Source organism: Nonomuraea salmonea, assembly GCF_042428605.1.
GTDB lineage: Bacteria > Actinomycetota > Actinomycetes > Streptosporangiales > Streptosporangiaceae > Nonomuraea > Nonomuraea salmonea.
Genome location: NZ_JBHMCF010000008.1, coordinates 1 through 26,369, shown reverse-complemented (window position 1 = coordinate 26,369; position 26,369 = coordinate 1). Strand labels below are relative to the sequence as shown.

Genomic DNA, 26,369 nt, shown 5'->3' with positions numbered 1-26,369 from the left:
GATGAGCGCGTCTCCGCCGGGCGGCGACCGTGCGTCAGGTGTGTAGCAACGGCCTCAGCCCGGACGGCGAAGGGTGCGGCGCACGGCCAGCCCGCCGAGTGCCGCCGAGGCCAGCGTCAGGATCGCCGCCTCCGTCCATTGGAAGCGCCAGAACCGGGACGGCGGGTGGTAGTACACGGCGTAGCGGTAGCCCTTGCCGAACAGGCACGCCTGCCACGCCTCGGCGTTCCTGCTGCTCTGCCCCGCGTCCAGGCGGCGCGGGCAGCCGGTGTTCGAAGGGTCGTCCACCTCTTCGCCCGACGGCTCGACCCAGGTGCCGCGCACCAGCCGGGCGTCCTGGTCGGGCAGCACCACCGTGCCGGCCAGCTCGGCGCGGGCCGGCTCGGCGTAGTGGTCGCTCAGCTGGAACAGCGTGAACATGGTCACCACCACACCGGCCACGACCAGCGCCATCGCGGGCAGCGTCCGCCGGAACATGGTCCCGGCGAGCGTGCCGAGCGCGTACGCGTACAGCCACCACGCCGCCGGCACCACGCCGACCATGTTGAACACGCCGATGTTGCCGAACGCGGAGTCGATCCCCGTCCTGAACACCGGCCGCCACAGGCTCACCATGAGGGAGAGCAGCAGCCCGCCCGCCACGACCGCCCCGCCCAGCACCGACAGTTTGATCGCCAGCCACCGGCCCACGGACACGGACTGGGTCCAGGCCAGGCGGTGGGTGCCGCGCTCGTACTCGCGGCCGAGCAGCGGCGCGCCCCAGAACGCGCCGATCAGCGCGGGAGCGACCAGAGGCATCCAGCCGAACACCGAGTACACCGCGTCGTAGCGCTGCCCGAGCGCCACGGCCAGGTCGCCGCAGGCCACGGCGGGGCCCGGGCAGCCGGGCGGTGCGTGCTCGGCGACGTACCGGCCGGCCTCCACCCCCGAGCCGAGCAGCAGCACGCCGAGCACTGCCAGGAAGCCCGCCGTCACGAGGATCTGCGCCCGGTGCTGGCGCCACGTCACCCAGATCACGCGCGCACCCCCGCGAGTCCCGGCAGCGCCGCCGACTCAGGGCTGCGCAGGTAGCCCATGACCAGCTCGCCCAGCCCTGGACGGCGCGCCTGCCAGCGCGGGTCGGGCGGGAGGGCGCCCCTGACCAGCAGGCTGACCTGCCTGCCGGTACGGCTCGCGGTCACCACGTGGGTGCCCGCCGTGGACGCCTCCTCCGGCCCGGTGAGCACGAAATGCCCGTCGAGCAGGTCCTCGATGTCGCCGCTCACCTGCAGGCTGCCGCCGTTGAGCACGATCAGCCAGTCGCATGTCTCCTCCAGGTCGGAGACGACGTGGGAGGACAGCAGCACGGTCAGCTCGCGCCCGGCCACCTCCGCCATGATCGAGCGCATCACGTCGTGGCGGGCCAGCGGGTCGAGGTTGGCCAGCGGCTCGTCCAGCACGAGCAGGTCGGGCCGGCTCGCCAGCGCCAGGGTGACCGCCACCTGCGCCTGCTGGCCGCCCGACAGCCGGCCGGCCTTGCGATCCAGCGGGATGCCCAGCGCGGCGAGCCGGTCTCTCGCGGCGGCGTCGTCCCAGTGCCGGTTCATGCGGCGGCCGAAGGTGAGCATCTCGGCGACGGTGAAGCCGTCGTACAGCGGCTTGTCCTGGGCCACGAACGCCACCTCGCCGGCCACCCGCACGCCGCCCAGCGCGGGCCGCAGCAGGCCGACGGCCGCGTGCATGAGCGTCGTCTTGCCGGCGCCGTTGGGGCCGACGAGCGCCGCCACGCGGCCTGCGGGCAGCGACAGCGAGCAGTCGCGCAGCGCCCACGCACGGCGGTAGCGGACGCCCAGCCCGGTCGCCTCCAGCGCGGGTTTCATGCCGCGCCCTCCTTCGCGACGTCGGCCACGACCACGGTGAACAGCGCCCGCAGGTCCTCCTCGTCGAGCCCCGCCGCGCGGGCGTCGCGCACCCACGACTCCAGGGATCGCCGCAGCCGCGTGTGGTCGGCGAGCGTCGCGCCCGCGATGCCCTGCCGGACGAACGTCCCCATCCCGGGCCGCCCCTCGACCAGCCCTTCGCGCTCCAGCTCCCGGTACGCCTTGAGCACGGTGTTGGGGTTGATGGCCAGGCGCTCGACCACCTCTCGGGCGGTCGGCAGCTGGTCGCCGGGCCGCAGCGTGCCGAGCCGGAGGGCCTGCTTCACCTGGTGCACGAGCTGCAGGTAGGTCGAGACCCCCGAGCCGCGATCCAGGTTGAACTCGATCAAACCAGAATCACCCTTTCACTATTTAAGTAGTGAAAGGGTGATGGAGGAGATCGCTGGTTGTCAACTCGTACGGGTCAGGAGGCGGAGGCGTCGAGGTCGGTGCCGGCGACCGTCAGCACGCCGTCGATGTCCATGAGCGTGCTCGCCAGGTCGCTGATCGACCCCGGGCCCTGCACCACGAGCCAGATCGACACGCCGCCCTGCTCCCGGCGTTCGCGGTCGACGGTCAGCTCCGCGATCACGAACCCCTTGTCCGTGCACGCCGACAGCACCCGCCGCAGCGCGCCCCGCCCGTCCAGGTACGTCAGGCGCAGCGGGGTCTGCGCGTACTTCGAGCGCGGCAGCAGGCCGGTCAGCGGGGTGAACGCGAACACCACCAGGAAGTGCCCGACCGTCACGGCGATCGCCAGCACCCACAGCCCGGCCCCGGCCGCCATGCCGACCGCGCAGGTCAGCCACACCACCGCGGCGGTCGTCAGGCCGCGCACCGCGTCGCGGCGGACGAAGATCAGGCCGCCGCCGATGAAGCCGATGCCGGACACGATCTGCGCGGCCACCCGGGACGGGTCGAGGGCGACGTTGTCGCCCAGCACGTCCGCGAAGCCGTACTTGGAGACCAGCATGATCAGCGCAGAGGCGAAGCCGACCAGCGTGTGCGTCCGCAGCCCCGCGCTCTTCTGCCGGATCTCGCGCTCCAGCCCGATCGCGGCGGACAGCAGTAACGCCAGCCCCAGATCCCCGAGTTGTCCCCATCCCTGACCGTCGAACACCCCAGCCGTCAACGCAACTTGCATTCCGCTGACCCTGCCCGCTCTCCCGCGTCCGCACACCTGCGGTGAGCTGGGCTCTCACGGTCGGCTCACGCGTCCTGCCGGACCCTGGCGGCACGTTTCCAGGCAGTTCACCAGGAGGGGAAGCAGCATGCGACACTCGTACAAACTCGCCGCCGCGCTCGCTCTGACGACGGCCGTGGCCGTGCCGGCCGCACCGGCGGCGCAGGCGGCCACGGCGACGTCGTCGTGCCGGGTGGAGTTCTACGACCTCGACGCGATCGAGGTGGCCGAGTCGGACGGGAAGGACGAGATCCGGGTGCGGCTGCTTCCGTACCTGTATCCCGCGGGCTGGGTGAACATGCGCGCCGGCGACGACGCGGACCCCGCCGACTTCAACATCCCGGACATCACCATCAGCGGCAACACCATCAAGTCCTACAGCCTGCGCGAGGTCACCCCGCCGCTGGTCGGGGCCGGTGTCGAGCTGGGCGCGATCGAGGTCTACGGCGGGACGTGCGGGACGCTCGACCCCGGCGAGGTCTACACCTACACGAAGAACATCGTCGGCACGTACGAGGAGTCGTTCTGGTACGTGATGAAGGTCCGCATGATCGGCCAGTGACGGCTCAGCCGGCCACCCAGTCCATGTGGTCGACCCAGTGCTCGAACAGCGCCCGGTCGCCCTGCACGTCGAGCGCGGGCGCCGCGTCGAGGGCGCGGCGCCTGGTGATCACGAGCAGGAGGTCGGTGACCGGGCCGCTGACCGTGACGTCGGCCTTGTCGCCGCCCTGCTCCAGGACGACGCCGTCCTGCTCGCGGCGGGCCAGCCAGTCGGCGCCCGGCGCGTCGGTGGCCTGGAAGCGCAGGGTCTGACCGTTACCGCGCATCGCCTCGGCGAAGCGCGGGACGTTGTCCCAGTAGCCGCGCGAGGTCATCGTGGCCAGCCAGTCGGCCAGGGCCGCGACGGCGAGGTCGGGCGCCAGCTCGTAGGGCAGGCCGAGCGCCGCCGCCGCGTCGGCGCGGTGCACGCAGACCTCGCCGAACACCCGGCGTGCCCAGAACGGCACGCCCGCGGCGGCGCCCGACGGATCCCACACCGGCGTCTCGTCGGTCACCGCGGAGTAGGCCTGCCGCACCTCGTCAGCGCAGCCGGTCAGCCAGGCACGCCACTCGGCCGGGTCGGCGGGGCCTGGAGCGACGGCGAACGCCGGGGTCGGGTCGAGCAGCCGGTCACGGACCAGCGTGGTCACCATCTGCTGCACGCCGCCGACGTGGTCGACGAGGTCGGACAGCGCCCACTCCGGGCAGGTCGGCACCCGGGTCGCCGCGTCCTTGCCGTCGACCCAGCCGGCGAGGACGCCGGTCTGCTCGACGGCGGCCTTCACGTATGCGGATGTGTCCATCGCCCCTACTCCAGGTGCTCGGTTGTCGTCGGTCAGACCGTACCGGCCTGGTCCGACATTTCGCCGGGAGATCGCCGAGTCGTGAGGAACGCGCGGACTGCCGGATCAGTGGTGAGTTCGACGGCCTGCGCGTACGCCGCCGCCGCGTCCTCGTGCCGCCCGAGCCTGGCCAGCAGGTCACCCCGTACGGCGTGGTACGGCTGGAACCGCTCCCGCTCGGGCGGGAGGGCTTCGAGCAGGTCCAGCGCGTGCCGCGGAGAGTCCGTCCGTCCGGTGACGGCCGCGTGCGCGACCCGGCCGCCCAGGCTGGGCGCGACGGCGACCAGCGCCGTGTAGAGGATGCGCAGCGCGGGCCAGTCCGTCGTGCCGGTCCTGGCGCGGTCGCAGTGGACGGCCTGGATCGCCGCCTCCAGCTGGAACCGGCCGGGCGCCTGGCCAGGGCGTCCGGCCCTGGCCAGGTAGTGCTCGCCCTCCGCGATCAGGCCGCTGTCCCAGCCTGACGGGTCCTGCTCCTCCAGCGGCAGGTACGGTCCGCCGGGACGCCCCGCCCGTGCCGTGTCCAGGGTGAGCAGCGCGGCCAGCCCCCACGCCTCCGGCTGGGTTCCGAGCAGGCGGGCCACCGTGATCGCGAGGTAGCGGGCCTCGCCGGCCAGGGACCCGGCGTCGCCCCGGTCCGGCCAGGCCAGGGCGTAGCAGCCGTACACCGCCTCCAGCACCGGCGCCAGCCGCTCGTTCATCGACTCGCGGCCGGGGACGGCGAACGGGATGCGGGCGTCGCGGATCCGCCGCTTGGCGCGTACCAGGCGCTGCGACATCGCGCCCGCGGGCACCGCGAACGCCCGCGCGATCTCGGCGGAGTCGAACCCGAGCACGGTCTGCAACATCAGCGGCGTACGGACATTCGCGGCGATCGCCGGATGCGCGCAGACGAACAGCAGCGCCAGCCGCCGGTCGGGGACGGCGTCCTCGTCCAGCCCGACCAGGGGCGCACTCCCCTGGTCGGCGGCGTCTTCCAGCGGGGCCGACCGGCGGTGCGCGGCGGACTTCCAGAAGTCGCGCTGCCGGTTGCGCGCCACCGTGAGCAGCCAGCCCTCCGGGTTGCCCGGCACGCCGTCGCGCGGCCACGTGACCAGCGCCTGCTCGAACGCCTGCGCCAGCGTGTCCTCGGCGAGTTGCAGGTCCCCGGTGGAGGCGGCCAGCAACGCGACCAGCCGCCCGAACGACTCCCGCGCCGCCCGCTCCGCTACCCTCGCCGCCTCGCCGGGTGGGTGGGAGGTCACGAGGGGACCCAGGCGCCGTCCTCGATGTGCACCGCGCCGGGACGGATCTCGACCGTGCCCCAGGCGGCCGGTGGTGCCTGGCGGGCCCAGGTCAGGGCGGTGTCGAGGTCGGGGACGTCGATGACGACCACGCCGCCGAGCTGCTCCTTGGTGTCGGCGTACGGGCCGTCCTGGATGCGGGGCTCGCCGCCGGTCGCGGTGAGCGTGGTCGTGACCGTGGACGACTGCAGGATCTGGCTGCTCACCAGGATCCCGGCCTGCTCCAGCGTGGCGGCATAGGCCGCCATCGCCCGCCGGCCCTCGGCGAGGGCCTCGGCCCCGAGGGTCTCCTCGCTCTCCTCGCTGTAGTGGAACAACAGCATGTATCGCATGATGGGATCCTTTCTCATCTCATGGAACAACGCGCGATGACGACGCCGGCACGATCGGGTGGATCAGCAGGACGTACTCGTCCACGAGCCCGGCCCGGTGCGGCGACCGGACCAGCTCACCGCTCCCGAGCACGGTGATCACCCCGTCCAGGGTGACGGCCTCGAAGACGCTGATGGTGCCCAATGCGTCGCTCCTTGCCATCGACGAGCGGTCCGGCATGGAGATGACGAGGACGGAAGACTCAGACAGACACCCGGGACTCGGGAATCGTGGCGTACAGCAGATCACGCAGGCCGGGCAGCGATTCGCGGTCGCCGCGCCAGACCAGCCGCAGCCCCAGGTCGGGCACGGCGACGTCCAGCCGCACGAGCGTGCCGGCCCGCAGCGCGGCGGAAACGGCGAACTCTGGCAGCAACGCGATGCCGAGCCCCTGTTCGGCCCACGCCCGCATCACCTGCACCCCACCCGCCTGCACGCGTTCCATCGCCGGCCCGAAGGCCCGGTCGGCGGCCAGGTGGAAGGAGCAGGTGGGCACGTTGACCAGCAGCCGCTCGCCGGACAGCTCGCTCAGAGCGGGTGCGGGACGCCCGTGCAGCCGATGACCGGGCGCCGCGACGAGCACGAGAGGCACGGTGTCGATGTCGAGGAAGCTCAGCGGCGGCGCGGTGAAGCCGAGGTCGCCGAGGGTGTCGCCGGTGTCGAGGAGCAGCGCCGCCTCCAGCCGTCCCGTGGCGACGTCGGCGAGCAGGTCGTCGCGCCGCATGCTGGGCAGGACGTCCACGCGCAGGCCGGGGCGGCGCCCGGTGAGCGTGGTGAGGACGCGCGGCGCGTGGGTGGCGGCGATGGTCTCCAGCGCGCCCAGCCGCAGCCGCTCCGCCTCGCCGCGGACCTCGCGCCGCGCCTGTTCGGCCTGGTCGAGCAGGCGGCGTGACCAGGTGAGCAGGCGTTCGCCCTGCGGGGTGAGGCGCATGCCCTTGGTCGTGCGCGCGAACAGGTCCACGCCGAGCGACCGCTCCAGGGCGCGGATCTGCGCCGAGACGCTGGAGGGCGCCAGGTCGAGGGCGACGGCGGCGTCGGTGACCGTACGGTGACGGACCACGGCTTCGAAGATCCTCAACTGGCGCAGCTCCATGTGGTGACGCAACCAGGAGGTGCGTTCGGACATTCCGAACGCGGCGTGCGGATCCGCCGGTGGAGCGGCCGGTACCGGCGGTCCGAAGGTGTGGCGCATGACTTTCGCGCGAACCACGCCCGCGACGCGCCGGACGGCGGCGCTGGTGGGCATCTCTTTCGGATATTTCATGGTGTTGCTGGACATGACGGTCCTGTCGGTGGCCGAGCCGGACCTGGCCGCTTCGCTGCGCACCTCCATGGCCGGGCTGCAATGGGCGACCACGGGCTACACGGTGGTGTTCGGCGCGCTGCTGCTGTCGGCGGGTGCGGTCGCCGACCGGTACGGCGCGCACCGGGTCTTCCGCGCCGGGGTGCTGACGTTCGGGCTCGGCTCGCTGCTGTCGGCCCTGGCTCCGACGCCGGCCGTCCTGGTCGGGCTGCGGGCGGTGCTCGGCGCCGCCGGGGCGGCCTGCGTACCGGCGTCGATGGCGATGATCGCGCGCCTCTACCCGGAGCCGGCGGCGCGCGGGCGGGCGGTCGCGACCTGGGCGGCGATCAGCGGCGCGGCGGTGGCGGCGGGCCCGCTGATCGGCGGAGTCCTGGTCGACTGGGCCGGCTGGCGAGCGATCTTCCTCGTCAACGTGCCGATCGCGCTGCTGGTGCTCGCGCTGACGCTCGGGCGGGCGGCCGACACCCCGCGCGGTGACCGAAGGATCGACTGGCGGGCGCAGGCGGCGGCCTGCGCGGTGCTGGCCCTGCTGACCGACGCGCTGGTCGCGGCGGGTGCGCGGGCTTGGCTGCACGCGGCCGGGTCGGGCATCGCCACGGTGCTGGCCGCCGTGGTGTTCGCGGTGCTGGAACGGCGCAGCGACACGCCCGTACTGAACCCGGCGCTGCTGGGCAGCCGTGGCGTCCTGGCCGGGCTCGCGGTGGGCGCGGCGGTGAACTTCGCGCTCAACGGCACCCTGTTCGTGCTGCCCCTGCTGTTCCAGCAGGACCTCAGGCTCGGGGCCGCCGCCACAGGGCTGGCCTTCCTGCCGCTCACCCTGCCGTTCGTGCTCAACCCGCCGCTCGTCGGCCGGCTCGCCGCCCGGGTCGGCCCGCGCCCGCCGATCCTGCTCGGGCTGACGCTGCTGGCGGCGGGCGGCGTCGCGCTCGGGGCGGCGATCCAGGCGGAAGCCGGGTACCTCTGGCTGGCGATCGGGCTGCTGGGCTGCGGTCTCGGCGTGTCGTTCGTGCTGCCGGCGCTGGTCTCGGCGGTCATCGGGGCCGCGCCCGCGCAGGCGGCAGGTGCGGCGGGAGGGCTGCTCAACGCCGTACGGCAGGCCGGAGCCACGCTCGGCGTCGCCGTCATGGGCGGCGTGGCGGGGCCGGCGGCCGCGATGGTGCTCGCGGCGGTCGTGTGCGCGGCGGCGGGGATCTGGTTCGCCGCCACCCCACAGCGATAATCGACACATTGACGAGAAAAATCGACATAGTGTAGATTTTGTGCTGTGGGGAGCCGGTCGGGCTCCTCCCGGAGCCCTTGGGGGGGACATGCAGCAACAGAAGTGGCTCATCACCGGCGCCAGCTCGGGCCTCGGCCGGGCCATCGCCCAGGCAGCGCTGGCCGCCGGGCACATCGTCACCGGGACCGTCCGGTCCGAGGCGGACCTGCGGGCGTTCGAGGAGCTGGAGCCGGGCCGCGCGCACGGCCGCATCCTCGACGTGACCGACGACGAGGCGGTCACCCGGGTGTTGGCCGACGTCGAGCAGAACGTCGGCCCGCTCGACGTCGTCATCGCCAACGCCGGTTACGGCCTCGAGGGCACGTTCGAGGAGACCCCGCTGGCGGAGGTGCGGCGGCAGTTCGAGGTCAACGTCTTCGGGGCGGTGGCCACGCTGCGAGCGGCGCTCCCCTACATGCGGCAGCGCCGCAGCGGCCACCTGATGGCCGTCACCTCCATGGCCGGGATGATGACCGTGCCCGGCATGTCCGCCTACTGCGGTAGCAAGTGGGCCATGGAGGGCATCCTCGCGTCGCTGGCTCAGGAGGTCGAGCAGTTCGGCATCGACGTGACGGCGATCGAGCCGGGCTCGTTCCGTACGGACTGGTCGGGGCGGTCCATGACGCGCGCCGAGCACTTCATCGAGGACTACGACGAGCTGTTCATGCCCATCCGCCAGAAGCGGCTCAAGGCGAGCGGCAACCAGCTGGGCAATCCGGCCAAGGCCGGGGAGGCCGTCGTGCACATCGCCTCGGTCGAGGAGCCGCCGGCCCACCTGGTGCTGGGCTCCGACGCGCTGCGCCTGATCGCCGCCCAGCGCGCCGCCGTGGAGGAGGAGATCCGCGCATGGGAGGAGCTCTCCCGTACGACGGACTTCCCCGAGGGCGCGCAGCTCTGATGCCCGGCACCCAGCCCGCGCGGCGCCGGCGCGCCACGGAGCGCAAGGGTGATCTGCGGGAGCGGGCGATCCTCGACACCTGCGAGTCGCTGCTGGCCGAGAAGGGCTACGAGGCGATGACGGTCGGCGACATCGCCCAGGGCGCCGGCATCACCCGCGGCGCGCTCTACTTCTACTTCGGCTCGAAGCAGGAGGTGGTCACCGCGCTCGTGGCGCAAACCGTCGAGCATCTGTGGGAGCGCTCGCGGGCCACGGCCGAGAGCGACGACCCGCGCCAGGCCATCGCGGCGGCCATGCGGCGCACGATCGAGCTGTGGAACGAGCACGGCCTCGTCATGCGCACCGCGATCGACCTGTCGCTGACCGTGCCGGAGATCGGGCAGCTGTGGAGCCACACGGCCGACCTGTTCACCGGAGCCATCGCCGCCGTGCTGCAGCGGGCGGGCGTGCCGGCCGGCGGCGCGCCCGACCAGGCGCCGGCGATGGCCCGCGCGCTGTGCTGGATGATCGAGCGGAGCTTCTACCACGCCTCGCAGGAGTCCCCAGGGAGCCTGGAGCTGGCGTCGGCGGCGTGCGAGCACATCTGGCTGACGTGTGCCGGGCTGACCGGGCAGGGGTGAAACGGTCAGTATTGGAGAAGCCCTCGTCGCGGGCGCGCACCTAACCTGAGTCGCATGCACGGCCGCCGCCCCAGAGCGCGGTGGAAACCGACATACTGCTCATACTGCCCGACCAGCGGCAGCGCCCATAAGACAGATGGAGACTCCGACAGCATGGCCACGAGCACGGACACCCAGTCGCCCGCGCCCCACGCCGCCGACACCCACGACCTCATCCGCGTGCACGGCGCCCGCGTCAACAACCTCAAGGACGTCAGCGTCGAGATCCCGAAGCGCCGGCTGACGGTGTTCACGGGGGTGTCGGGGTCGGGCAAGAGCTCGCTGGTCTTCGGCACGATCGCCGCCGAGTCACAGCGGATGATCAACGAGACGTACAGCACGTTCGTCCAGGGCTTCATGCCGACGCTGGCGCGGCCCGAGGTGGACGTGCTCGACGGGCTCACCACCGCGATCATCGTCGACCAGCAGCGCATGGGCGCCGACCCGCGCTCCACGGTCGGCACCGCCACCGACGCCAACGCGATGCTGCGCATCCTGTTCAGCCGGTTGGGACAGCCGCACATCGGCTCGCCCAACGCGTTCTCCTTCAACGTGCCCACCGTGCGGGCCAGCGGCGCGATCACGGTCGAGCGCGGCGAGAAGAAGAAGCCGGTCAAGGCGACCTACACCCGCACCGGCGGCATGTGCCCGCGCTGCGAGGGCCGCGGCACGGTCAACGACCTCGACCTCACCCAGCTCTACGACGACTCCAAGTCGATCTCCGAGGGCGCCATCACCGTGCCCGGCTACAAGGTCGACAGCTTCTGGACCGTCCGCGTCTTCACGGCCTCCGGCCTCGTCGATCCCGACAAGCCGATCCGCGACTTCACCAAGAAGGAGCTCAACGACTTCCTGTACGGGGAGCCGATGAAGGTCAAGGTCGACGGCGTCAACCTCACGTACGAGGGGCTGATCCCGAAGATCCGCAAGTCGTTCCTGTCGAAGGACCCCGAGGCGATGCAGCCGCACATCAGGGCGTTCGTGGAGCGGGCGGTCACGTTCACCGCCTGCCCCGAGTGCGACGGCACCCGCCTCAGCGAACTCGCCCGCTCCTCGCGCATCCGCGGCGTCAACATCGCCGACGCCTGCTCGATGCAGATCAGCGACCTGGCCGAATGGGTACGCGGCCTCGACGAGCCCTCGGTGGCCCCGCTGCTGGGCAAGCTGGCGCACACGCTCGACTCGTTCGTCCAGATCGGGCTCGGCTACCTGTCGCTCGACCGGCCCGCGGGCACCCTGTCGGGCGGCGAGGCGCAGCGCGTCAAGATGATCCGCCACCTCGGCTCCTCACTCACCGACGTCACCTACGTCTTCGACGAGCCCACCGCCGGCCTGCACCCGCACGACATCCAGCGCATGAACGACCTGCTGCTGCGGCTGCGCGACAAGGGCAACACGGTGCTGGTCGTGGAGCACAAGCCGGAGACGATCGCGATCGCCGACCACGTGGTGGACCTCGGGCCCGGCGCCGGTTCGGGGGGCGGCGAGATCTGCTACGAGGGCACCCTCGAAGGGCTGCGGGCGGCCGGCACCATCACCGGGCGCCACCTCGACGACCGCGCCGCGCTGAAGGACACCGTGCGCGAGCCGACCGGCGTCCTGGGGATCCGCGGCGCCACCGCCAACAACCTGCGGAGCGTGGACGTCGACGTCCCGCTCGGCGTGCTGACCGTCGTCACCGGCGTGGCCGGATCGGGCAAGAGCTCGCTCATCCACGGCTCGATCCCGGCCCGCGCCGGCGTGGTGTCGATCGACCAGAGCCCCATCCGCGGCTCCCGGCGCAGCAACCCGGCCACCTACACCGGCCTGCTCGACCCGATCCGCAAGGCGTTCGCCAAGGCCAACGGCGTCAAGCCGGCGCTGTTCAGCGCCAATTCCGAGGGCGCCTGCCCCGACTGCAACGGCGCCGGCGTCGTCGAGACCGAGCTGGGCTTCATGGCCAGCGTCACCACCGTCTGCGAGGAGTGCGAGGGCAAGCGGTTCCACCCGTCGGTCCTGGAGCACAAGCTCGGCGGACGCGACATCAGCGAGGTGCTGGCCATGCCGGTGGCCGAGGCCGTGGAGTTCTTCGGCGCGGGCGAGGCCCGTACGCCGGCCGCGCACGCCATCCTCACCCGCCTCGCCGATGTCGGGCTCGGCTACCTGACGCTGGGCCAGCCGCTCACCACGCTGTCCGGCGGCGAGCGGCAGCGGCTCAAGCTGGCCACCCACATGGCCGAGCAGGGCGGCGTGTACGTCCTGGACGAGCCGACCTCCGGCCTGCACCTGGCCGACGTCCAGCAGCTGCTCGGCCTGCTCGACCGGCTCGTGGACAGCGGCAAGTCGGTCATCGTCATCGAGCACCACCAGGCGGTCATGGCGCACGCCGACTGGATCATCGACCTGGGCCCCGGCGCCGGTCACGACGGCGGCCGGGTGGTCTTCGAGGGCACGCCGGCCGAGCTGGTCAAGGCCCGCTCGACGCTGACGGGCGAGCACCTGGCCGCGTACGTCGGGGCGTGATCGGCTCCGGCCTCCTCAGTATGGGCAGCACCGGGACGGCCGCCAGGAGCAGCCCGGTCAGCGCGGCCACGCCGAGGAACGCCCGCTGCACGCCGCCGGCGTCGGCGAGCAGGCCGAAGTAGGCCGGGCCTGCCAGGAAGCCCAGGTAGGCGACCGTCGAGATGGCCGACGTGGCCCGGCCCCTGAACGCGTCGGGGACGGGCCGCAGCCCGTACGACAGGAGGGTGGGGAAGAGCGTCGCGGTGCCCAGCGCCGCGGCGACGACGCCCGCCAGGGCGAGCGGCAGCGACGGGGCGAACGCCGTCAGCACGCCGCCCGCCGTCGCGATCAGGCCCGCGGTGACCAGCGTGGCGATCGGGCGGCGCAGCATGACGGGGCCGCCCGCCAGCCTGGCCAGCGCGGCCGTCGTGGCGAACGCGGCAGGGGCGACGGCGGCCAGCGCGGGCGAGGCCGCGAACGCGTCGGTCAGCAGCACCGCGGCCCAGGTCTGGAACGCGTTCTCCGCCGCGAACGCCAACGCCCCCACGCCCCCGACCACCAGCAGCATCCCCCGCCCCGGCAACCGCCCGCCACCCTCTCGCCGCACCGCCGCGCCGTCGGCCTGCTCGTCCCGGTGGCCCGCCGCCTCCTGCACGGCTGCCGCCTGGTCGCCGTCGGGCGCGGCGCCGTCCCGTACCGTGATCGATCGGGTGGCGGCGGCCACGACCGTGCCGAGCGCGACCACGACGACGGCGGCGGCGGTGAAGGCGGCGAGCAGGCTGCCGGTCGCGGCGGCCAGCGCGCCCGCTCCCAGGCTGCTCGCCGCGACGGTGGCGGAGAACGCGGCGTGCGAGCGTGCCACGACAGGCCGGCCGGTCCGCTTCTCCGCGGTGGCGGCGAGCGTGTTGATGGCCACGTCCGTAGCCCCTGAGCCGGCCCCTACGGCGAGGATGCCCGCGCACAACCCGACATAGCCGGACGAGACCGCGCACAGCACCACACCCGCGACGCCCAGCAGCGCGAGCAGCATCCCGGCCACCCGCAGGCCGACGGCGTCCACGAGCCGCCCGGTCAGCAGCATGGCGGGCAGCGCCCCCGCCCCCACCAGCAGCAGCGCGACGCCGAACCGCGCGTCACCCACCCCGGCGTTTGCACGCAGCAGGGGCAGGCAGGCACCCCACACCCCCCAGAACACCCCGAAACCCGCGAACCCCAGAAACGGCGCGGCACGACCCGACACGCTGGCTCTCATCATATGTGTAACGCTACACAACTAGGATGGCGGCGTGTCCACCAACCGCAGACGCGTGACGCTCAAGGACGTGGCGGCCCGAGCGGGCGTCTCGCTGATGACCGCCTCCTACACCTTCACCCGCCCCGCCCGCGTCGCCGACGCCACCCGCGAGCGCGTCCACCGCGCGGCCGGCGAGCTGGGCTACCACCCCGACGCCGTGGGCCGCGCGCTGAAGTCCGGCCGCACCAGGCAGCTCGGTGTGGTCTTCAGCGAGCACCTGGTCTACGCCTTCGACGACCCGCAGGCGGCCCGGTTCCTCGCGGGCGTGGCCGAGGTGTGCGTCGAGGAGGGGCAGGGGCTGACGTTCATCCCGACGCGGGGCGACGCCGACGACGCCGACCGGGTGCTGTCGGCCGCCGTGGACGCGTTCGTGCTGTGGACCACCACCGAGGACGATCCGGTGCTCGCGGCCGTCGCGGGCGATCCGCGGCCCGCCGTCATCCAGGGCGGTCCCGTGTGCGACGGCATCGCCTGCGTCACCCAGGACGACCGCGCGGCCGCCCGCGCCATCGCCGCCAGGGCGCTGCGCGAGGGCCGTGCCCCCGCCGTCATCTCGTTCCCGCTCGACCGCGCCCGCGCGGCGATGACGACCACGGGCGCCGGCCTGCCGCCGCACGTCCCGTTCCCCGTCACCGACGCCCGCCTGCGCGGCTACCGCGACGCCGTCGAGGAGGCCGGCCTGAGCTGGGACGGCACGCCGGTCGCGGTCGTCGCCCGCAACACCCGCGCCGACGGCGCCGCCGCCGCCCGCGACCTCGCCTCCCGTCTGCCCGCGGACGCGCTGGTCATCGCCATGAGCGACGAGCTCGCGATCGGCGCCCGCCAGGCACTCGAAGACTCCCACCCCGGCGGCGTCTACCTCGGGTGGGACGCCTCACCTGCAGCTCAGCAGCTCGGCATCATCTCCGTCACCAACCCGCTGCGCGACCAGGGACGCCGCTGCGCGCAGCTCGCGCTCGACCCGGGTGACGCCGGTGAGCGGGAGATCCCGTGGAGCATCACCGGGTAAGCCGGTTGTCCGGCCTCGTGACCGGCCGCTACGGTGTGGGCGCGTGGATGCCTTCGAACGTTCCTGGGCGGCGTTGCGCGCCGCGGTCGCCGACCTGCCCGACGACGTCTTCGCCGAGCCGTCGGGCTGTGCCGGGTGGCTCGTGCGCGACCTGGTCTGCCACCTGGTCATCGACGCCCAAGACGTCCTGATCACCCTCGTCACCCCGACCGACGAGCCGCCGACCCGCGACGCGATCACCTACTGGGAGGTCACCGGCACTCCCCCGACCGGTGACGACCCGCTCGACGCGCTCACCGTCCGGCTGGCCGCCGCCTACGAGGACCCGTACCTGCTGAAGTTCCACCTCGACGACGTCGGCTCCGCCGCGGGACGGGCCGCCGCGCTGGCCGACCCCGCGATGCGGGTGGGCACGCGGGACGAGGTGCTCACAGCGGGCGACTACCTCACGGCGTACGTGCTCGAATGGACCCTGCACCACCTCGACCTGATCGCCCACCTGCCCGGCGTGCCCGGCCCGCCCGCCGAAGGGCTGGCCCTGTCGCGGGAGATGCTGGAGAAGATCGCCGAGGCCGCGTTCCCCGCGTCGTTCTCCGACGAGGCCGCGCTGCTCGTCGGCACCGGCCGCCGCGGCCCGACCCCGGCAGAGCGGGACGAGCTGGGCGACCTGGCCGGCCGGCTGCCGTTCGTCGTGGGCTGACCTAGCGCCCCGCGTCCATCATGCGGCTCTCCCAGGCCCAGGCCGCGATCTCGACCCTGTTGCGGGCGCCGAGCTTGGCCTGGACGCCCGCCACGTGCCCTTTGACCGTGCTCACCGCGATGAACAGATCGTCGGCGATCTCCTGGTTGCTGCACCCCCTGGCGACCGCCCGGGCGATCTCGGTCTCCCGCGCGGTCAGGGGCTGCGCGGGCGCGCGGGCCGCGCTCCCGGCTCCCCGGTCGGCGAGCCGGCGCAGCAACCGCAGCGTGATCGACGGGGAGATGAGCGCGTCGCCCGCGTGAGCGGCCCTTACGGCCTCGACCAGCAGCGCGGGACCGGCGTCCTTCAGCACGAACCCGGCCGCGCCGCAGTGCAGCGCGCCGTGGACGTATTCGTCCAGGTCGAACGTGGTGACCATGACCACCCGGGTCGGGGCGTCGGCCAGCGCGCGGGCCACCTCGATCCCGTCGAGGCGGGGCATCTGGACGTCCACCAGGCACACGTCAGGACGTGTCCGGCGGGCCTGCTCGATCGCCTCGTCGCCGTCGCCCGCCTCGGCGATCACGACGATGTCGGGCTGGTCCTCCAAAATGATGCGCAGACTGGCCCTGATCATCGCCTGGTCGTCGGCCAGCAGCACCCGGATGGGCGGCGTCATCGGCGTTCCCCGGCGGGGACGGTGGCGCGCACGACCCAGCCCGCGCCAGGGCCGGGGCCGGCGGTGAGAGTCCCGCCCAGGGCGTCGAGGCGTTCTCCCATGCCGATGAGGCCGTAGCCGGCGCGGCGCGGACAGGCGGTCGCGTGCGGGGCGTCGTCCTCCACCACGACCGTGACGGCCTGCTCGTCCTGGGTGATGCCGACGGTGACCACGCGGGCGTGCCCGGCGTGCTTGGCGACGTTGGTCAGCGACTCGCGGACGACGCGGTACACGGTGCTGCGCACCTCGGCCGGCCAGCCGTCGGGCTCGGCGGCCAGCCGCAGCCGCGCCGATCGGCCGTGGCCGTCGAAGCGACCGACCAGCTCGGCGAGCTCCCGATGACCCGTCACGCCCGGGGCGCTCTCGCGCATCAGGCCGACCACGCGGCGGGTCGCGGCCAGCGCCTCGTGGCCCGCGGCCTCGATGCCGGCGAGCGAGGCGGCCGTCCTGTCCGGGTGCTTGGCGGTGACGAGCTGGGCTGCCTGCGCCTGGAGCACGATGCTGGTGACGTGGTGGGCCACGACGTCGTGCAGTTCCCTGGCCAGCTCGCGGCGCTCGGCACGGCGTATGCGCTCGGTGGCGGCGCGGCGGCGGGCGGCCAGCCATCGGGGGACGAGCCCACCTCCAAGGGCGGCGAGCCAGATCAGGCCGCCCTGCACCGGCACGGGCGAGCCGGAGCCGGTCAGCAGGCCGGCCGTCATGACGACCGCCCCCGCGGCGGCCACCGCGCAGGCCTGGACGGCGGGCAGCCTCCTGACCGCGGAGCCGACGAGCACCGCCAGGCCGAGCGCGGTGGCGGGGCCCGGCTCCGCCGGCAGGTGGAGGAGGTGAGCGGGCAGGACGGCGAGCCCGGCCACGGTCAGGCCGGCCACGGCGGTCCACAGCCGGGCGGCGCGGCGTGCCACGGCGAGCACCGCCACCACCGCGCCGACGCAGGCGCCGGGCACCCAATAACCGTCACCCCAGCTGGCGGCGAGGCGGGTGGCCTGGTAGGCGATGGCCAGCGCGAGCACGACGCCGAGTCCGATCTCGGCCACCACCTCGAGCCGAACGGGAGCACGCACGGCGTTCACGCTAGGGCACGGGTCCCATGGGCTTGTACCGGCCGAAAGTACTGTTTCGTTCCCACTGCCGGCGACCACTGCCGGCGGCCCACTGCTGGCGGCCCGCTGGCGGCCCGCTGGTGGGCGGGCCGCCGCCGTCCTCCTCGTCCGACGCCTCGGGGCCGATGGAGTGATCGGGCCCGCCCGTCCCGCTCAGCGGCTCACCGGGGTCTCCTCGTACACGCGCGACAGCTTCTCCGGATTGCGTACCGCGTACACGCCCCTGATCAGGCCGCCCTCGACCCGCACCGTGATGACGGCGTCGATCCCGCCGTCGACGCGGAGCACCAGGGCCGGATGGCCGTTGACGTGGGCCGGCTGCAGCGCGCCGGCGCCGAACCTGGACAGCGCGACGGCCAGCGGGGCGATCCGCTCGGCCCCCACTAGCGGCTCCAGCAGCGCCTCCACGACTCCGCCGCCGTCGCTGAGGAAGACGGCGTCGGGCGCGAGGACGGCGAGCAGACCTTGCAGGTCGCCGGTCTCCGCCGCCCGCCGGAAGGCGTCGAGCGCGTCACGGATCTCGGCCTGCGAGACGCCCGCGCGCGGCCGGCGGGCGGCGACGTGCGAGCGGGCCCGGTGGGCGATCTGGCGGACCGCGGCCTGGCTCTTGTCCACGGCCTCGGCGATCTCGTCGTAGCCGAGGGCGAACACCTCGCGCAGCACGAACACCGCCCGCTCGGCCGGCGTGAGCGTCTCCAGCACCAGCAGCATGGCCATGGAGACGCTCTCGGCCAGCTCGACGTCCTCGGCCACGTCGGGCGTGGTCAGCAGCGGCTCGGGCAGCCACGGGCCGACGTACGACTCCTTGCGGCGGCCGAGCGTGCGCAGCCGCATCAGCGCCTGCCGCGTCACGATCCTGATCAGGTACGCCCGCCGATCCCGCACCGTGCCGAGATCGACGCCCACCCACTTCAGCCAGGTCTCCTGCAGCACGTCCTCGGCGTCGGCGGCCGAGCCGAGCAGCTCGTACGCCACGGTGAACAGCAGGTTCCTGTGGGCCACGAAGTCCTCGGTGGCCGGGTCCATCCGGTTCATGGGCGGACGTTGTGGTTGCGGGAGAACAGGTTGCGTGGGTCGTGCCGGCGCTTGACCGCCGCGAGCCGCCCGAGGGTCCGCGGCGGGTAGACCGCGGCCACGTCGTCCGGCGTGGCGGAGGTGAGGAAGTTGGCGTACGCCCCGCTGACGTGGGGCGCGAGCCTGGCCCAGATCGCCTCCAGAGCCGGGCGGGCGGCCTCGACGATCGGCTCCGGCCCGGCTGCGGTGGTCACGAACATCAGCTCCGCCTGGCGGTGGGCGTAGGCGGTGGCATCGTCGGGGACCCGGGCGACCGCGCCTCCGACGCTGCGGACGGAGATGAACGGTGAGCCCTGCGCCGCCCCGATCTCCGCCAGCAGCTCCAGGACCTGGCGCACCGACCCCGCCTCGACGAACGCGCTGCGGGTGAGCAGCCGGATGCCGGGCGGCGCGGCCTGGCCCTCCTCCAGGATGTCCGCGTACGGCTGGAGCGTGACGTCGTCGCTCAGCACCGTGCCGAGAGCGCGGATCGGGTCGATGGCCTTCGCGGCCGCCTCGGGGTCATCGCCGTCGAAGGCGACCTGGATCTTCACCGGCGCTTCGTGGCCGCCCTCGAAGGGGTTGGCGAAGCTCGCGATGGAGGTCAGCTCGTCCGGGGCCGTTCGCAGGTAGGCCGCCCAGCCCTGGAGTACTTCGGCGAGTTCCGCGGCAGGGAAGGTGACCGCGCCGAAGAAGACGTCCGTCGTCGGGTGCGCCGCCAGCTCGAAGGCGGTCACCACACCGAGGTTGCCGCCACCTCCGCGCAGCGCCCAGAACAGCTCGGGGTTCTCCTCCGCACTAGCGCGCAGCACCGCACCGAAGGCGGTGACGACCTCGGCGGCGACCAGGCTGTCCAGGGTCAGGCCGTGCTTTCTGACCTTCCAGCCGATGCCGCCGCTCAACGTCAGCCCGCCGACGCCCACGCTCCTGGTGTCTCCCGAGGAGATCGCCAGGCCCAGCGGAGCCAGGGCGTCCGCGACCCGACCCCAGGTGGCGCCGCCGCCCACGCGGACGATGTGGCGTTCCTCGTCGATGACCTCGACGTCGGCGAGCCTGGCGAGGTCGAGGACGACGCCGCCGTCGTTGGTGCCGAAACCGGCGAAGGCGTGGCCGCCGCCGCGTACCGACAGCACCAGACCCGCGTCGGCGGCGAACCGGACAGCGGCCTGCACGTCCGCCACGCTCGCCGGCCGCAGGACGTAGGCCGGGCTGCCGGGGACCAGCATCGTGCGAGCGGCCTCCCCGTAGCCGGCCGTGCCAGGCTCGATGACGTCGCCGCCGAAAGTGGTGGCCAAGAGGGCGTTCATGGTGCTCCTTCCACACACCGGGGTTGTTCCCGGTCGAGCAGAAGATGCCGGCGGCCCGCTCGTTGTGACATGGCGGCGATGTGACCTACGCCACGCCGCACAACCACTCCAGGCCGGCTTCGGCGTGGGTGACGACGGTGAAGTGACTGTCGCCGGGGAGCAGCCGCAGGTCGGCTGAACTCGCAGTCGTAGGCGAAGTTCGCGCCGGGCGAACCTGCCGATGCCGAGCGCGTCCGCGACCGCCGCCGCGTCACCGGCGACGGACGCCACGGCCCACCCCGGCGCCACATGACCGGCAACCGCTCGCCGTCGCCTGAGCGGTGTCGTAGACGTGCAGCGTGCGGGCCCCATCCACGTGAACGTCCAGCTCGATCATCATGTCCTCGACGCTACCGCTCCGTCGGGGGACGGAAGCCGCCGATCTCCTGCTCCAGCAGCTCGGCCAGCCGGAGCGGGGTGCGGTCCTCGAACATCGGGCCGATGAGCTGCACGCCCACCGGCAGCCCTTCGGGGGATCCGCCCGCCGGGACGGCGGTGGCGGGCAGGCCGGGCATGGTGGCCAGGCCGGCCCAGACGAGCTGGTCGAAGTACGGGTACTCGGTGCCGTCGATGTCGATGCGCCGCCGCATCGGGTCGGGGCTGTGGTCGTGCGGGAACGCCGGCGTCGGCGTCACCGGGCAGACCACGGCGTCGAACTCGGCGAACAACGCCCGCCAGCCGTGCCGATGGGCCTCACGGCGGTTGTTCACCTTCAGCCAGTCGCGGTGGCTGAGGGTCAGGGCGCGCAGCCGTACGGACTCGAGGCTCTGGTCGTCCGGGTGCTGCTCGTGCGGTTCCATGGGAAACCGCGCGACCGAACCCGAGATCAGCAGCTGCATGTAGAGCCTCGCGGCCTCCGCCAGGTCAGGCAGCAGCGGGCTGTGCCACTCGACGCGGGCGCCTGCGTCGGTGATCGCCGCGGCCACCCGGTGCACGCCCGCCCGCACGGCGGAGCCGGTCGGGAGCAGCGGATGTTCGTCGAGGACCAGGACCCGGAAGTCGCCGAGCCGGTCGTGGCGGGCGGGCGGCAGCTTCAGCTCGTACGCCAGGCCGTGCGTCAGCGGGTCCGGCCCCGCCATGACGTCGAGCAGGAGCGCGAGGTCGCGGGCGGTACGCGCCATCGGCCCGACGACCGCCAGGTCGAGCTCCGCCGGCAGCTCCTCCGGCAGGGCCATGCCGCGGGTCGCCGCCAGCCCGAGCGTCGGCTTGTGCGCGTAGACGCCGCAGAAGTGGGCGGGCGTACGCAGCGAACCGGCCAGGTCGGAGCCGATCGACAGCGCCCCGAACCCGCACGCCAGCGCCGCCGCTGAACCGCCGGACGACCCGCCCGGCGTGCGGTCGCGGTCCCAGGGGTTGGCGGTGGTGCCGTAGAGGTCGTTGAAGGTCTGGATGTCCTGCAGGCCCAGCGGCACGTTGGTCTTGCCGAGCACCACCGCGCCCGCCTCCTTGAGCCGCCGCACCTGGACCGCGTCCTCGGCCGGCATGAAGGCGCGGTGCTGCGGCATGCCCCAGGTCGTGGCCAACCCTTCGACGTCGTACGACTCCTTGACCGTCACCGGGACGCCCAGCAGCGGCCGCTCCGCACCGCGGGCGCGCGCCCGGTCGGCGTCTCGCGCGGCTGCTCTCGCCCGGTCGAAGTCCGGTACGCAGATCGCGTTGGTCATCTCGTCGTCCCGCTCGATCCGGGCGATCGCGTCGTCCGTCAGCTCTGCTGAGCTCACTTCCCCGGCCCGCAATGCGATCGCCAGCTCTTCGGCCGACTGGTATTTCGTATCCATGGCGGAGGACTCTATTGGCTTGCCATGAATGCTGATCCCGACACGTGTCGTCGGCGTTTTCCGGAGAAGCGGAAATGGCCGCCTGGCAGCTTCGTTGAAAGTGGCTTCGCCGCAGGTCAGCAGGGCTTTGGGTGGCGCTTTGGCTCTGGCGAGGGCATGAAACTCCGCTGCATTCAACGAGAGAGACATCTCAATTCTCGTCAGAACGGACCGCCCATCGCGTCACGGGCCACAATTCGCGGAATTTGTCCAGTCGGCAGAGGGAGAGTGTTTCTTGCTTATGGGCTCGGCCATTGGAGCAGGGCCAGGTCGGCGACCCGGCGAAGTTCGTCGCGAGGGGTGCCGCCGGCGGCCTGGACGGCGATGCCGTTGGCGACGGCCATGAGGTAGCGGGCGAGCAGCTCGGGGTCGTGGCCGGCAGGCAGGTCGCCCTCGTCGGCGGCGCGCTGGAGGCGTTCGGCGAGGAGGGCGACGCCGTCGTCGCGCCAGGCCGCGAGCGTGTCGCGGATGCCCCGGCTGGGCTCCCCCGCCGCCAGTGACCCCTGGACGCCGAGGCAGCCGGCGGGCGCGCCGGGAGTGGTGGTGGCCAGGGCCGCGCCGTGCAGGAACGCGGTGGCCACCTCGCGCGCAGTCGGCTCCTGGACGGCCCGCCGCCCATAGGAGGCCGGACCATCGGTGTAGCGCCGTAGCACCAGGTTGAACAGATCTTCCTTGCTGCCGAACGCGGCGTACATGCTGGTGCGGCTGATGCCCATGGCCTTGGTCAGGTCGGTGAGGCTGGCGCCGTCGTAGCCCTGCTCCCAGAAGACCCGCATGGCCTGATCGAGCGCTTTCTCGGCGTCGAACCCGCGCGGGCGGCCGACCGGCGCCTTCCCCTGGCTTTGCACGACTTCGATCCTACCGTTGTGTACTGATCGGTGCGGAAGTGCTATCGTCACCATTAAGTACCGATTGGTACAGATTTCTCATGAGGTGAAAGCCATGAAGCTGTTCGAAGGCAAGACCGCGGTAGTGACGGGCGGCGGCACCGGCATCGGCCTGGCCACCACCAGGCGGCTGGCAGCCGAGGGCGCCCACGTGTTCATCACGGGACGCAGAAAGGTCGTCCTGGACGAGGTGGTGGCGAGCATCGGCCCGGCATCGGTGACCGCCGTCCAGGGCGACATCTCCAACCTGACTGATCTCGACGACCTCTACACCGCCGTACGAGAGCGCGGCCAGGGCCTGGACATCCTGTTCGCGAACGCCGCCGCCGCCTCGTTCGCGACTTTGGAGCAGGTCACCGAGGACCACTTCGACGACATCATCGGCACCAACGTCAAGGGCACCCTCTTCACGGTGCAGAAGGCCCTCCCGCTCCTGAACGACGGCGCCTCGGTGATCCTCAACTCCTCAGTACGCGCAGGAGACGGCGTCGTGGCCTTCGGCGTCTACGCGGCCTCGAAGGCGGCCATCCGCTCCTTCGCGCGCACCTGGGCCAACGAACTCAAGGACCGCACCATCCGCGTGAACGCCATCTCCCCCGGCACCATCGACACCCCGGGCCTGGACGGCGCCGTGGCCGACAAGAACAGCCCGGTCACCAGGGAGTACTTCACCACGGGCATCCCGATCGGCCGAGTGGGCCGCCCGGAGGAAGTCGCCGACGCAGTCGCCTTCCTCGCCTCCGACCAGTCAAGCTTCATCCTGGGCGCCGACTTGGTGGTGGACGGCGGCGAAGTCCACATCTAGTCCGCACCGAACGGCCCTCGAAGTTCGAGCGTCCACCACCACCACCGGAACGCACCGTACCGGGCTCAGCTCAGGCGATCAGCGGCGCTCGCCGGGAGCCAGCAAACCCGCCACCGATCGGCGAGCCACCGACGCTCCCTGCCCGGGTCGGCCAGTGGGCCGCAGCTCATGCGAGCCACCGGCGATCTTGCGGATTCGCGACGATCCCGCCACAGCGGTGGGCAAGTCGCGGAGGTGCATCTGCAACGGCGGCGAGCCCACCGCGCACCGTGCAGGTCACCGACACTCATACCTGCTCGGTGACCAGCTCGGGCGACTGAGCAGGACGTGCCCGTTCGGGCCGGGCCCCTCGGGCTGGGTAGGGCCGGGCCCCTTTGGGCCGGGTAGGGCTGGGCCCCTTTGGGCTGGGCAGGTCGTTGATGACCGTCTCGGACCATGACCCGCCCCCTGAGACCGGCTGTGTCACGGTGCCCGCCCGGGGTGGTGGTGAGTGCGCCTCCGAAGCGTGCTGGTCATTGGTGGTCGTCCGGGACGGTGACGAGGCCGGCTTCGTAGGCGGCGATGACCAGGTGGGCGCGGTCGCGGGCGTGCAGTTTGGACAGCAGGCGGCCGACATGGGTCTTGACCGTGCCGACGGTGAGGTGCAGGTGCTCGGCGATCTCGGTGTTGGACAGGCCGCTGCCTATCAGGGTGAGCACCTCGCGTTCGCGCTGGGTGGTGTTGCCCAGGTCGCGCACGGCTGGGGTGGAGCGGGAGCCGCGCAGGAAGTCGGCGATGAGGCGTCGGGTCACCGAGGGCGCGAGCAGGGCCTCGCCGGCGGCGACGACTCTGATGGCGGCCAGGAGCTCCTCCGCCGTGGCGTTCTTGACGAGGAAGCCGCTCGCTCCCGCTCGGAGCGCGCCGTACACGTATTCGTTCAGGTCGAAGGTGGTGAGGACGAGGACGCGGACGTCGGCGCCGTCGGGGTGGGCGCAGATGCGGCTGGTCGCTTCGATGCCGTCCATGTCGGGCATGCGGATGTCCATGAGAACGACGTCGGGGCGCAGTCGGCGGGCCAGGCGCACGGCCTCGGCACCGGTGCCCGCCTCGCCCACGGTGGCCAGCCCTGGAGTGGTGTCGATGAGAACCTTGAGGCTGTCACGCACCAGCACCTGGTCCTCGGCGAGCAGGACCCGGATGGTCGGTGACGACTCGTGCGGAACGGCGTCACCGGTCATGCCGCCGCCGATCGTTTCGCCATCGGTCATGTCGCCACCGATCGTTTCGCCACCGATCGTTTCGTCGCCACCCACGTCGCGCCCCCCAAATCGTCGCCGTCCATGTCACCTTTGGTCGTGCGATCCCCAGCCATGTGGTCGCCGTCCGCGTCATCGTTGATCGTGCCGTCGCCGGCCATATCGCTGCTGGAGGTGTTGTGCCGGTCATGTCGCGGTCGGGTTCTCGTCGTACGGGAGGCGGGCTGCCACGCGGAAGCCACCCTCCGGCCTGGGGCCCGCGCTGAAGGTGCCTCCGTACAGTTTGACTCGTTCACGCATGCCGATCAGGCCGTGTCCGCCGGGGCCGGTGCGGGGTGGGCGGCCGTGACGGGGGCCGTCGTCGAGGACCTCGATCGTGGTTTCTCGGGGGTTGATGTGCACGCTTACCGAGCAGTGGGTGGGTGCGGCGTGGGTGATGACGTTGGTCAGGGCTTGTTGGACGATGCGGTAGATCGACATCGCCACCGCGGCTGGGAGTTCGGCTTCTTCGTGGACGGTGAGGTCCACCTCCACTCCGGCGGAGCGGGCGTGGTCGGCGAGCCCGGGTAGGTCTGCCACGCCGGGGACGGGCAGGTGCGTCTCCTCCTGGGTCAGCCGGGGGTCGCCGTCGGAGCGGAGGAGGCCGAGCACTCGGTGTATCTCGGCCAGCGTGCTCCTGCTCGTCTGCTCGATGATGGCCAGCGCGGCGCGGGCCTCTTGCGGGCGGGCGTCGGCGACGTGGTTGGCCACGGTGGCCTTGACAGCGATCAGGCTCATGCTGTGGCCGATGACGTCGTGCAGCTCCCGGGCGATGCGGCGGCGCTCGTCGGCCACGACCGCTTCGGAGAGGTGGCGGACGAGGCGGGCGGTCGTCTCCCGTTTCCAGTGGACGGCCGCTCCGACGGCCCCCGCGGTGATCAGGAGCACCGAGATCACCCCGATCTCGATCGGCCACGCGGGTGGCAGCTCGCTCGGCCCTGCCGCGGGCTCGAGACCGGGGAACACCTGCTCGTAGAAGATCAGCACCGCCGTGACCGCGCCGGCCACGCATGCCGCCAGGTATGCCGCCGACCAGGCCAGCGAGGTCGTGGAGGCCACGAGGTACAGGACGAGCGCGGTCGGCACGTACGTCACCCAGATCGCGCCCGCCGCCACGGCACCGGTCACGGTCGCCAGCACGCCCGTGACGGCCGCGAAGGCGAGCACGGCACGCGACGTGCGCCGCCGTAGGGCGATCGGCAGGGCGAGGACCGCCCCGACCGGCCACGCCGCCCACGCCGGCCACCACGACGACGGCCCCGGAGGATCGGCGACGGCGTATCTGATGATCAGCGCCACGACGATCGCCGTCACCACGTCGGTGACGATCCACCCATCGAGCCGCTGCCCGCCCCACTTCATGCCCGGACCGTATCGCCCCCGCACCGGGCCCGGCATCTGACCACGGTCGGACTTTCCGCATCCGACCGTGGTCCGACCACCGGTCCCCGTGTGCGGTGCGACCTCTCGCGTCCGTACGACGGGGCGGCTGACCAGGACGGGGCGGCTCACGTCTGACCGGAGTCGTAGCGCCGGCTCTTGAACGGCGGAAAAGATGCGACCTGGGGCAGACGCGCGCACCTCGCCCTGCTCGCGACGATGCTGCTGGACGGGGGTATCACTCTAGGTGTGGAAATGATCACCAAACGTAGACGGAAGTCTGCAACGAT

27 protein-coding genes are annotated in these 26,369 nt (G+C 72.6%); 8 read left to right on the top strand and 19 right to left on the bottom strand.

Going from position 1 to position 26,369, the window contains the following annotated elements:
• Nucleotides 1-54: 54 nt before the first annotated feature.
• The 4 genes from ACFFR3_RS07505 to ACFFR3_RS07490 all read right to left on the bottom strand — a co-directional run bounded on the left by ACFFR3_RS07505 (nt 55) and on the right by ACFFR3_RS07490 (nt 3,042).
• The gene (locus ACFFR3_RS07505; RefSeq protein ID WP_345410048.1) at nt 55-1,017 is read right to left on the bottom strand and encodes an ABC transporter permease; all 963 of its coding nucleotides are present in this window, start codon (nt 1,015-1,017) and stop codon (nt 55-57) included.
• Nucleotides 1,014-1,859, bottom strand: a complete 846-nt coding sequence (locus ACFFR3_RS07500; protein ID WP_364372722.1) for an ABC transporter ATP-binding protein — start codon at nt 1,857-1,859, stop codon at nt 1,014-1,016. Before ACFFR3_RS07500 ends, ACFFR3_RS07505 begins: the two co-directional genes overlap by 4 nt.
• Nucleotides 1,856-2,248 (bottom strand): GntR family transcriptional regulator, encoded by a 393-nt coding sequence (locus ACFFR3_RS07495; protein WP_345406917.1) that lies wholly within the window; start codon nt 2,246-2,248, stop codon nt 1,856-1,858. Before ACFFR3_RS07495 ends, ACFFR3_RS07500 begins: the two co-directional genes overlap by 4 nt.
• Before the next feature lie 74 nt (nt 2,249-2,322).
• Nucleotides 2,323-3,042, bottom strand: a complete 720-nt coding sequence (locus ACFFR3_RS07490) for an MgtC/SapB family protein (protein ID WP_345406914.1) — start codon at nt 3,040-3,042, stop codon at nt 2,323-2,325.
• A 127-nt stretch (nt 3,043-3,169) separates the two neighbouring features.
• Here ACFFR3_RS07490 and ACFFR3_RS07485 point away from each other — a divergent pair, with 127 nt between their 5' ends.
• Complete coding sequence (locus ACFFR3_RS07485) at nt 3,170-3,643, top strand: hypothetical protein (protein WP_345406911.1); 474 nt, start codon at nt 3,170-3,172, stop codon at nt 3,641-3,643.
• 4 nt (nt 3,644-3,647) lie between these two features.
• On the opposite strand, the gene ACFFR3_RS07480 is transcribed toward ACFFR3_RS07485, so the two are convergent.
• From ACFFR3_RS07480 to ACFFR3_RS07460, 5 genes are read right to left on the bottom strand one after another with little or no spacing between them, the layout of a single operon-like run.
• Nucleotides 3,648-4,424, bottom strand: a complete 777-nt coding sequence (locus tag ACFFR3_RS07480; protein ID WP_345406908.1) for a maleylpyruvate isomerase family mycothiol-dependent enzyme — start codon at nt 4,422-4,424, stop codon at nt 3,648-3,650.
• A gap of 32 nt (nt 4,425-4,456) precedes the next feature.
• Nucleotides 4,457-5,704: an RNA polymerase sigma factor gene (locus ACFFR3_RS07475; protein WP_379482817.1), complete on the bottom strand. Its 1,248-nt coding sequence runs from the start codon at nt 5,702-5,704 to the stop codon at nt 4,457-4,459.
• Nucleotides 5,701-6,075: a YciI family protein gene (locus ACFFR3_RS07470; protein ID WP_364372709.1), complete on the bottom strand. Its 375-nt coding sequence runs from the start codon at nt 6,073-6,075 to the stop codon at nt 5,701-5,703. Before ACFFR3_RS07470 ends, ACFFR3_RS07475 begins: the two co-directional genes overlap by 4 nt.
• A gap of 19 nt (nt 6,076-6,094) precedes the next feature.
• Nucleotides 6,095-6,259, bottom strand: coding sequence for a dihydrofolate reductase family protein (locus tag ACFFR3_RS07465; RefSeq protein WP_345406902.1), 165 nt, complete (start codon nt 6,257-6,259; stop codon nt 6,095-6,097).
• 58 nt (nt 6,260-6,317) lie between these two features.
• Nucleotides 6,318-7,193: a LysR family transcriptional regulator gene (locus ACFFR3_RS07460; protein WP_379482816.1), complete on the bottom strand. Its 876-nt coding sequence runs from the start codon at nt 7,191-7,193 to the stop codon at nt 6,318-6,320.
• 112 nt (nt 7,194-7,305) lie between these two features.
• Here ACFFR3_RS07460 and ACFFR3_RS07455 point away from each other — a divergent pair, with 112 nt between their 5' ends.
• The 4 genes from ACFFR3_RS07455 to ACFFR3_RS07440 all read left to right on the top strand — a co-directional run bounded on the left by ACFFR3_RS07455 (nt 7,306) and on the right by ACFFR3_RS07440 (nt 12,735).
• Complete coding sequence (locus tag ACFFR3_RS07455; protein WP_345406896.1) at nt 7,306-8,637, top strand: MFS transporter; 1,332 nt, start codon at nt 7,306-7,308, stop codon at nt 8,635-8,637.
• An 88-nt stretch (nt 8,638-8,725) separates the two neighbouring features.
• Entirely contained in the window at nt 8,726-9,574 is an 849-nt protein-coding gene (locus ACFFR3_RS07450) for an oxidoreductase (protein WP_345406893.1), read from the top strand.
• On the top strand, nt 9,574-10,194 hold the full coding sequence (locus tag ACFFR3_RS07445; protein WP_345406890.1) for a TetR/AcrR family transcriptional regulator: 621 nt from the start codon (nt 9,574-9,576) through the stop codon (nt 10,192-10,194). Before ACFFR3_RS07450 ends, ACFFR3_RS07445 begins: the two co-directional genes overlap by 1 nt.
• Before the next feature lie 153 nt (nt 10,195-10,347).
• Entirely contained in the window at nt 10,348-12,735 is a 2,388-nt protein-coding gene (locus ACFFR3_RS07440; protein WP_379482815.1) for an ATP-binding cassette domain-containing protein, read from the top strand.
• On the opposite strand, the gene ACFFR3_RS07435 is transcribed toward ACFFR3_RS07440, so the two are convergent.
• Nucleotides 12,680-13,969: an MFS transporter gene (locus ACFFR3_RS07435; RefSeq protein WP_379482814.1), complete on the bottom strand. Its 1,290-nt coding sequence runs from the start codon at nt 13,967-13,969 to the stop codon at nt 12,680-12,682. The genes ACFFR3_RS07440 and ACFFR3_RS07435 overlap by 56 nt on opposite strands.
• Before the next feature lie 31 nt (nt 13,970-14,000).
• Between ACFFR3_RS07435 and ACFFR3_RS07430 the strand changes: the two genes are divergently transcribed.
• Both ACFFR3_RS07430 and ACFFR3_RS07425 read left to right on the top strand, forming a co-directional pair.
• Entirely contained in the window at nt 14,001-15,017 is a 1,017-nt protein-coding gene (locus ACFFR3_RS07430; RefSeq protein ID WP_379482813.1) for a LacI family DNA-binding transcriptional regulator, read from the top strand.
• A 43-nt stretch (nt 15,018-15,060) separates the two neighbouring features.
• Nucleotides 15,061-15,717 (top strand): maleylpyruvate isomerase N-terminal domain-containing protein, encoded by a 657-nt coding sequence (locus tag ACFFR3_RS07425; RefSeq protein ID WP_345406876.1) that lies wholly within the window; start codon nt 15,061-15,063, stop codon nt 15,715-15,717.
• A gap of 1 nt (nt 15,718) precedes the next feature.
• Here ACFFR3_RS07425 and ACFFR3_RS07420 read toward each other — a convergent pair whose 3' ends face one another.
• The 7 genes from ACFFR3_RS07420 to ACFFR3_RS07390 form a co-directional block, all read right to left on the bottom strand.
• On the bottom strand, nt 15,719-16,375 hold the full coding sequence (locus ACFFR3_RS07420) for a response regulator (RefSeq protein WP_345406873.1): 657 nt from the start codon (nt 16,373-16,375) through the stop codon (nt 15,719-15,721).
• Nucleotides 16,372-17,478 carry a sensor histidine kinase gene (locus tag ACFFR3_RS07415; RefSeq protein ID WP_379482812.1) on the bottom strand — a complete coding sequence of 369 codons (1,107 nt, stop codon included), beginning with the start codon at nt 17,476-17,478 and terminating at the stop codon, nt 16,372-16,374. The genes ACFFR3_RS07420 and ACFFR3_RS07415 overlap by 4 nt, the downstream gene beginning before the upstream one ends.
• A 192-nt stretch (nt 17,479-17,670) precedes the next feature.
• Entirely contained in the window at nt 17,671-18,552 is an 882-nt protein-coding gene (locus ACFFR3_RS07410) for an RNA polymerase sigma-70 factor (protein WP_345406867.1), read from the bottom strand.
• Nucleotides 18,549-19,877, bottom strand: coding sequence for an FAD-binding oxidoreductase (locus ACFFR3_RS07405; RefSeq protein WP_379482811.1), 1,329 nt, complete (start codon nt 19,875-19,877; stop codon nt 18,549-18,551). Before ACFFR3_RS07405 ends, ACFFR3_RS07410 begins: the two co-directional genes overlap by 4 nt.
• A gap of 250 nt (nt 19,878-20,127) precedes the next feature.
• Nucleotides 20,128-20,256 carry a hypothetical protein gene (locus tag ACFFR3_RS07400; RefSeq protein ID WP_379482810.1) on the bottom strand — a complete coding sequence of 43 codons (129 nt, stop codon included), beginning with the start codon at nt 20,254-20,256 and terminating at the stop codon, nt 20,128-20,130.
• A 10-nt stretch (nt 20,257-20,266) separates the two neighbouring features.
• Nucleotides 20,267-21,694, bottom strand: a complete 1,428-nt coding sequence (locus ACFFR3_RS07395) for an amidase (protein ID WP_379482809.1) — start codon at nt 21,692-21,694, stop codon at nt 20,267-20,269.
• A 278-nt stretch (nt 21,695-21,972) separates the two neighbouring features.
• On the bottom strand, nt 21,973-22,581 hold the full coding sequence (locus ACFFR3_RS07390; RefSeq protein ID WP_345406858.1) for a TetR/AcrR family transcriptional regulator: 609 nt from the start codon (nt 22,579-22,581) through the stop codon (nt 21,973-21,975).
• A gap of 94 nt (nt 22,582-22,675) precedes the next feature.
• Here ACFFR3_RS07390 and ACFFR3_RS07385 point away from each other — a divergent pair, with 94 nt between their 5' ends.
• The gene (locus tag ACFFR3_RS07385; protein ID WP_345406856.1) at nt 22,676-23,425 is read left to right on the top strand and encodes an SDR family oxidoreductase; all 750 of its coding nucleotides are present in this window, start codon (nt 22,676-22,678) and stop codon (nt 23,423-23,425) included.
• 512 nt (nt 23,426-23,937) lie between these two features.
• Here the strand turns inward: ACFFR3_RS07385 and ACFFR3_RS07380 are convergent.
• Both ACFFR3_RS07380 and ACFFR3_RS07375 read right to left on the bottom strand, forming a co-directional pair.
• Complete coding sequence (locus ACFFR3_RS07380) at nt 23,938-24,642, bottom strand: response regulator (RefSeq protein ID WP_345409877.1); 705 nt, start codon at nt 24,640-24,642, stop codon at nt 23,938-23,940.
• A gap of 204 nt (nt 24,643-24,846) precedes the next feature.
• Nucleotides 24,847-26,061, bottom strand: a complete 1,215-nt coding sequence (locus ACFFR3_RS07375; RefSeq protein WP_364372660.1) for a sensor histidine kinase — start codon at nt 26,059-26,061, stop codon at nt 24,847-24,849.
• Between the last annotated feature and the right edge of the window lie 308 nt (nt 26,062-26,369).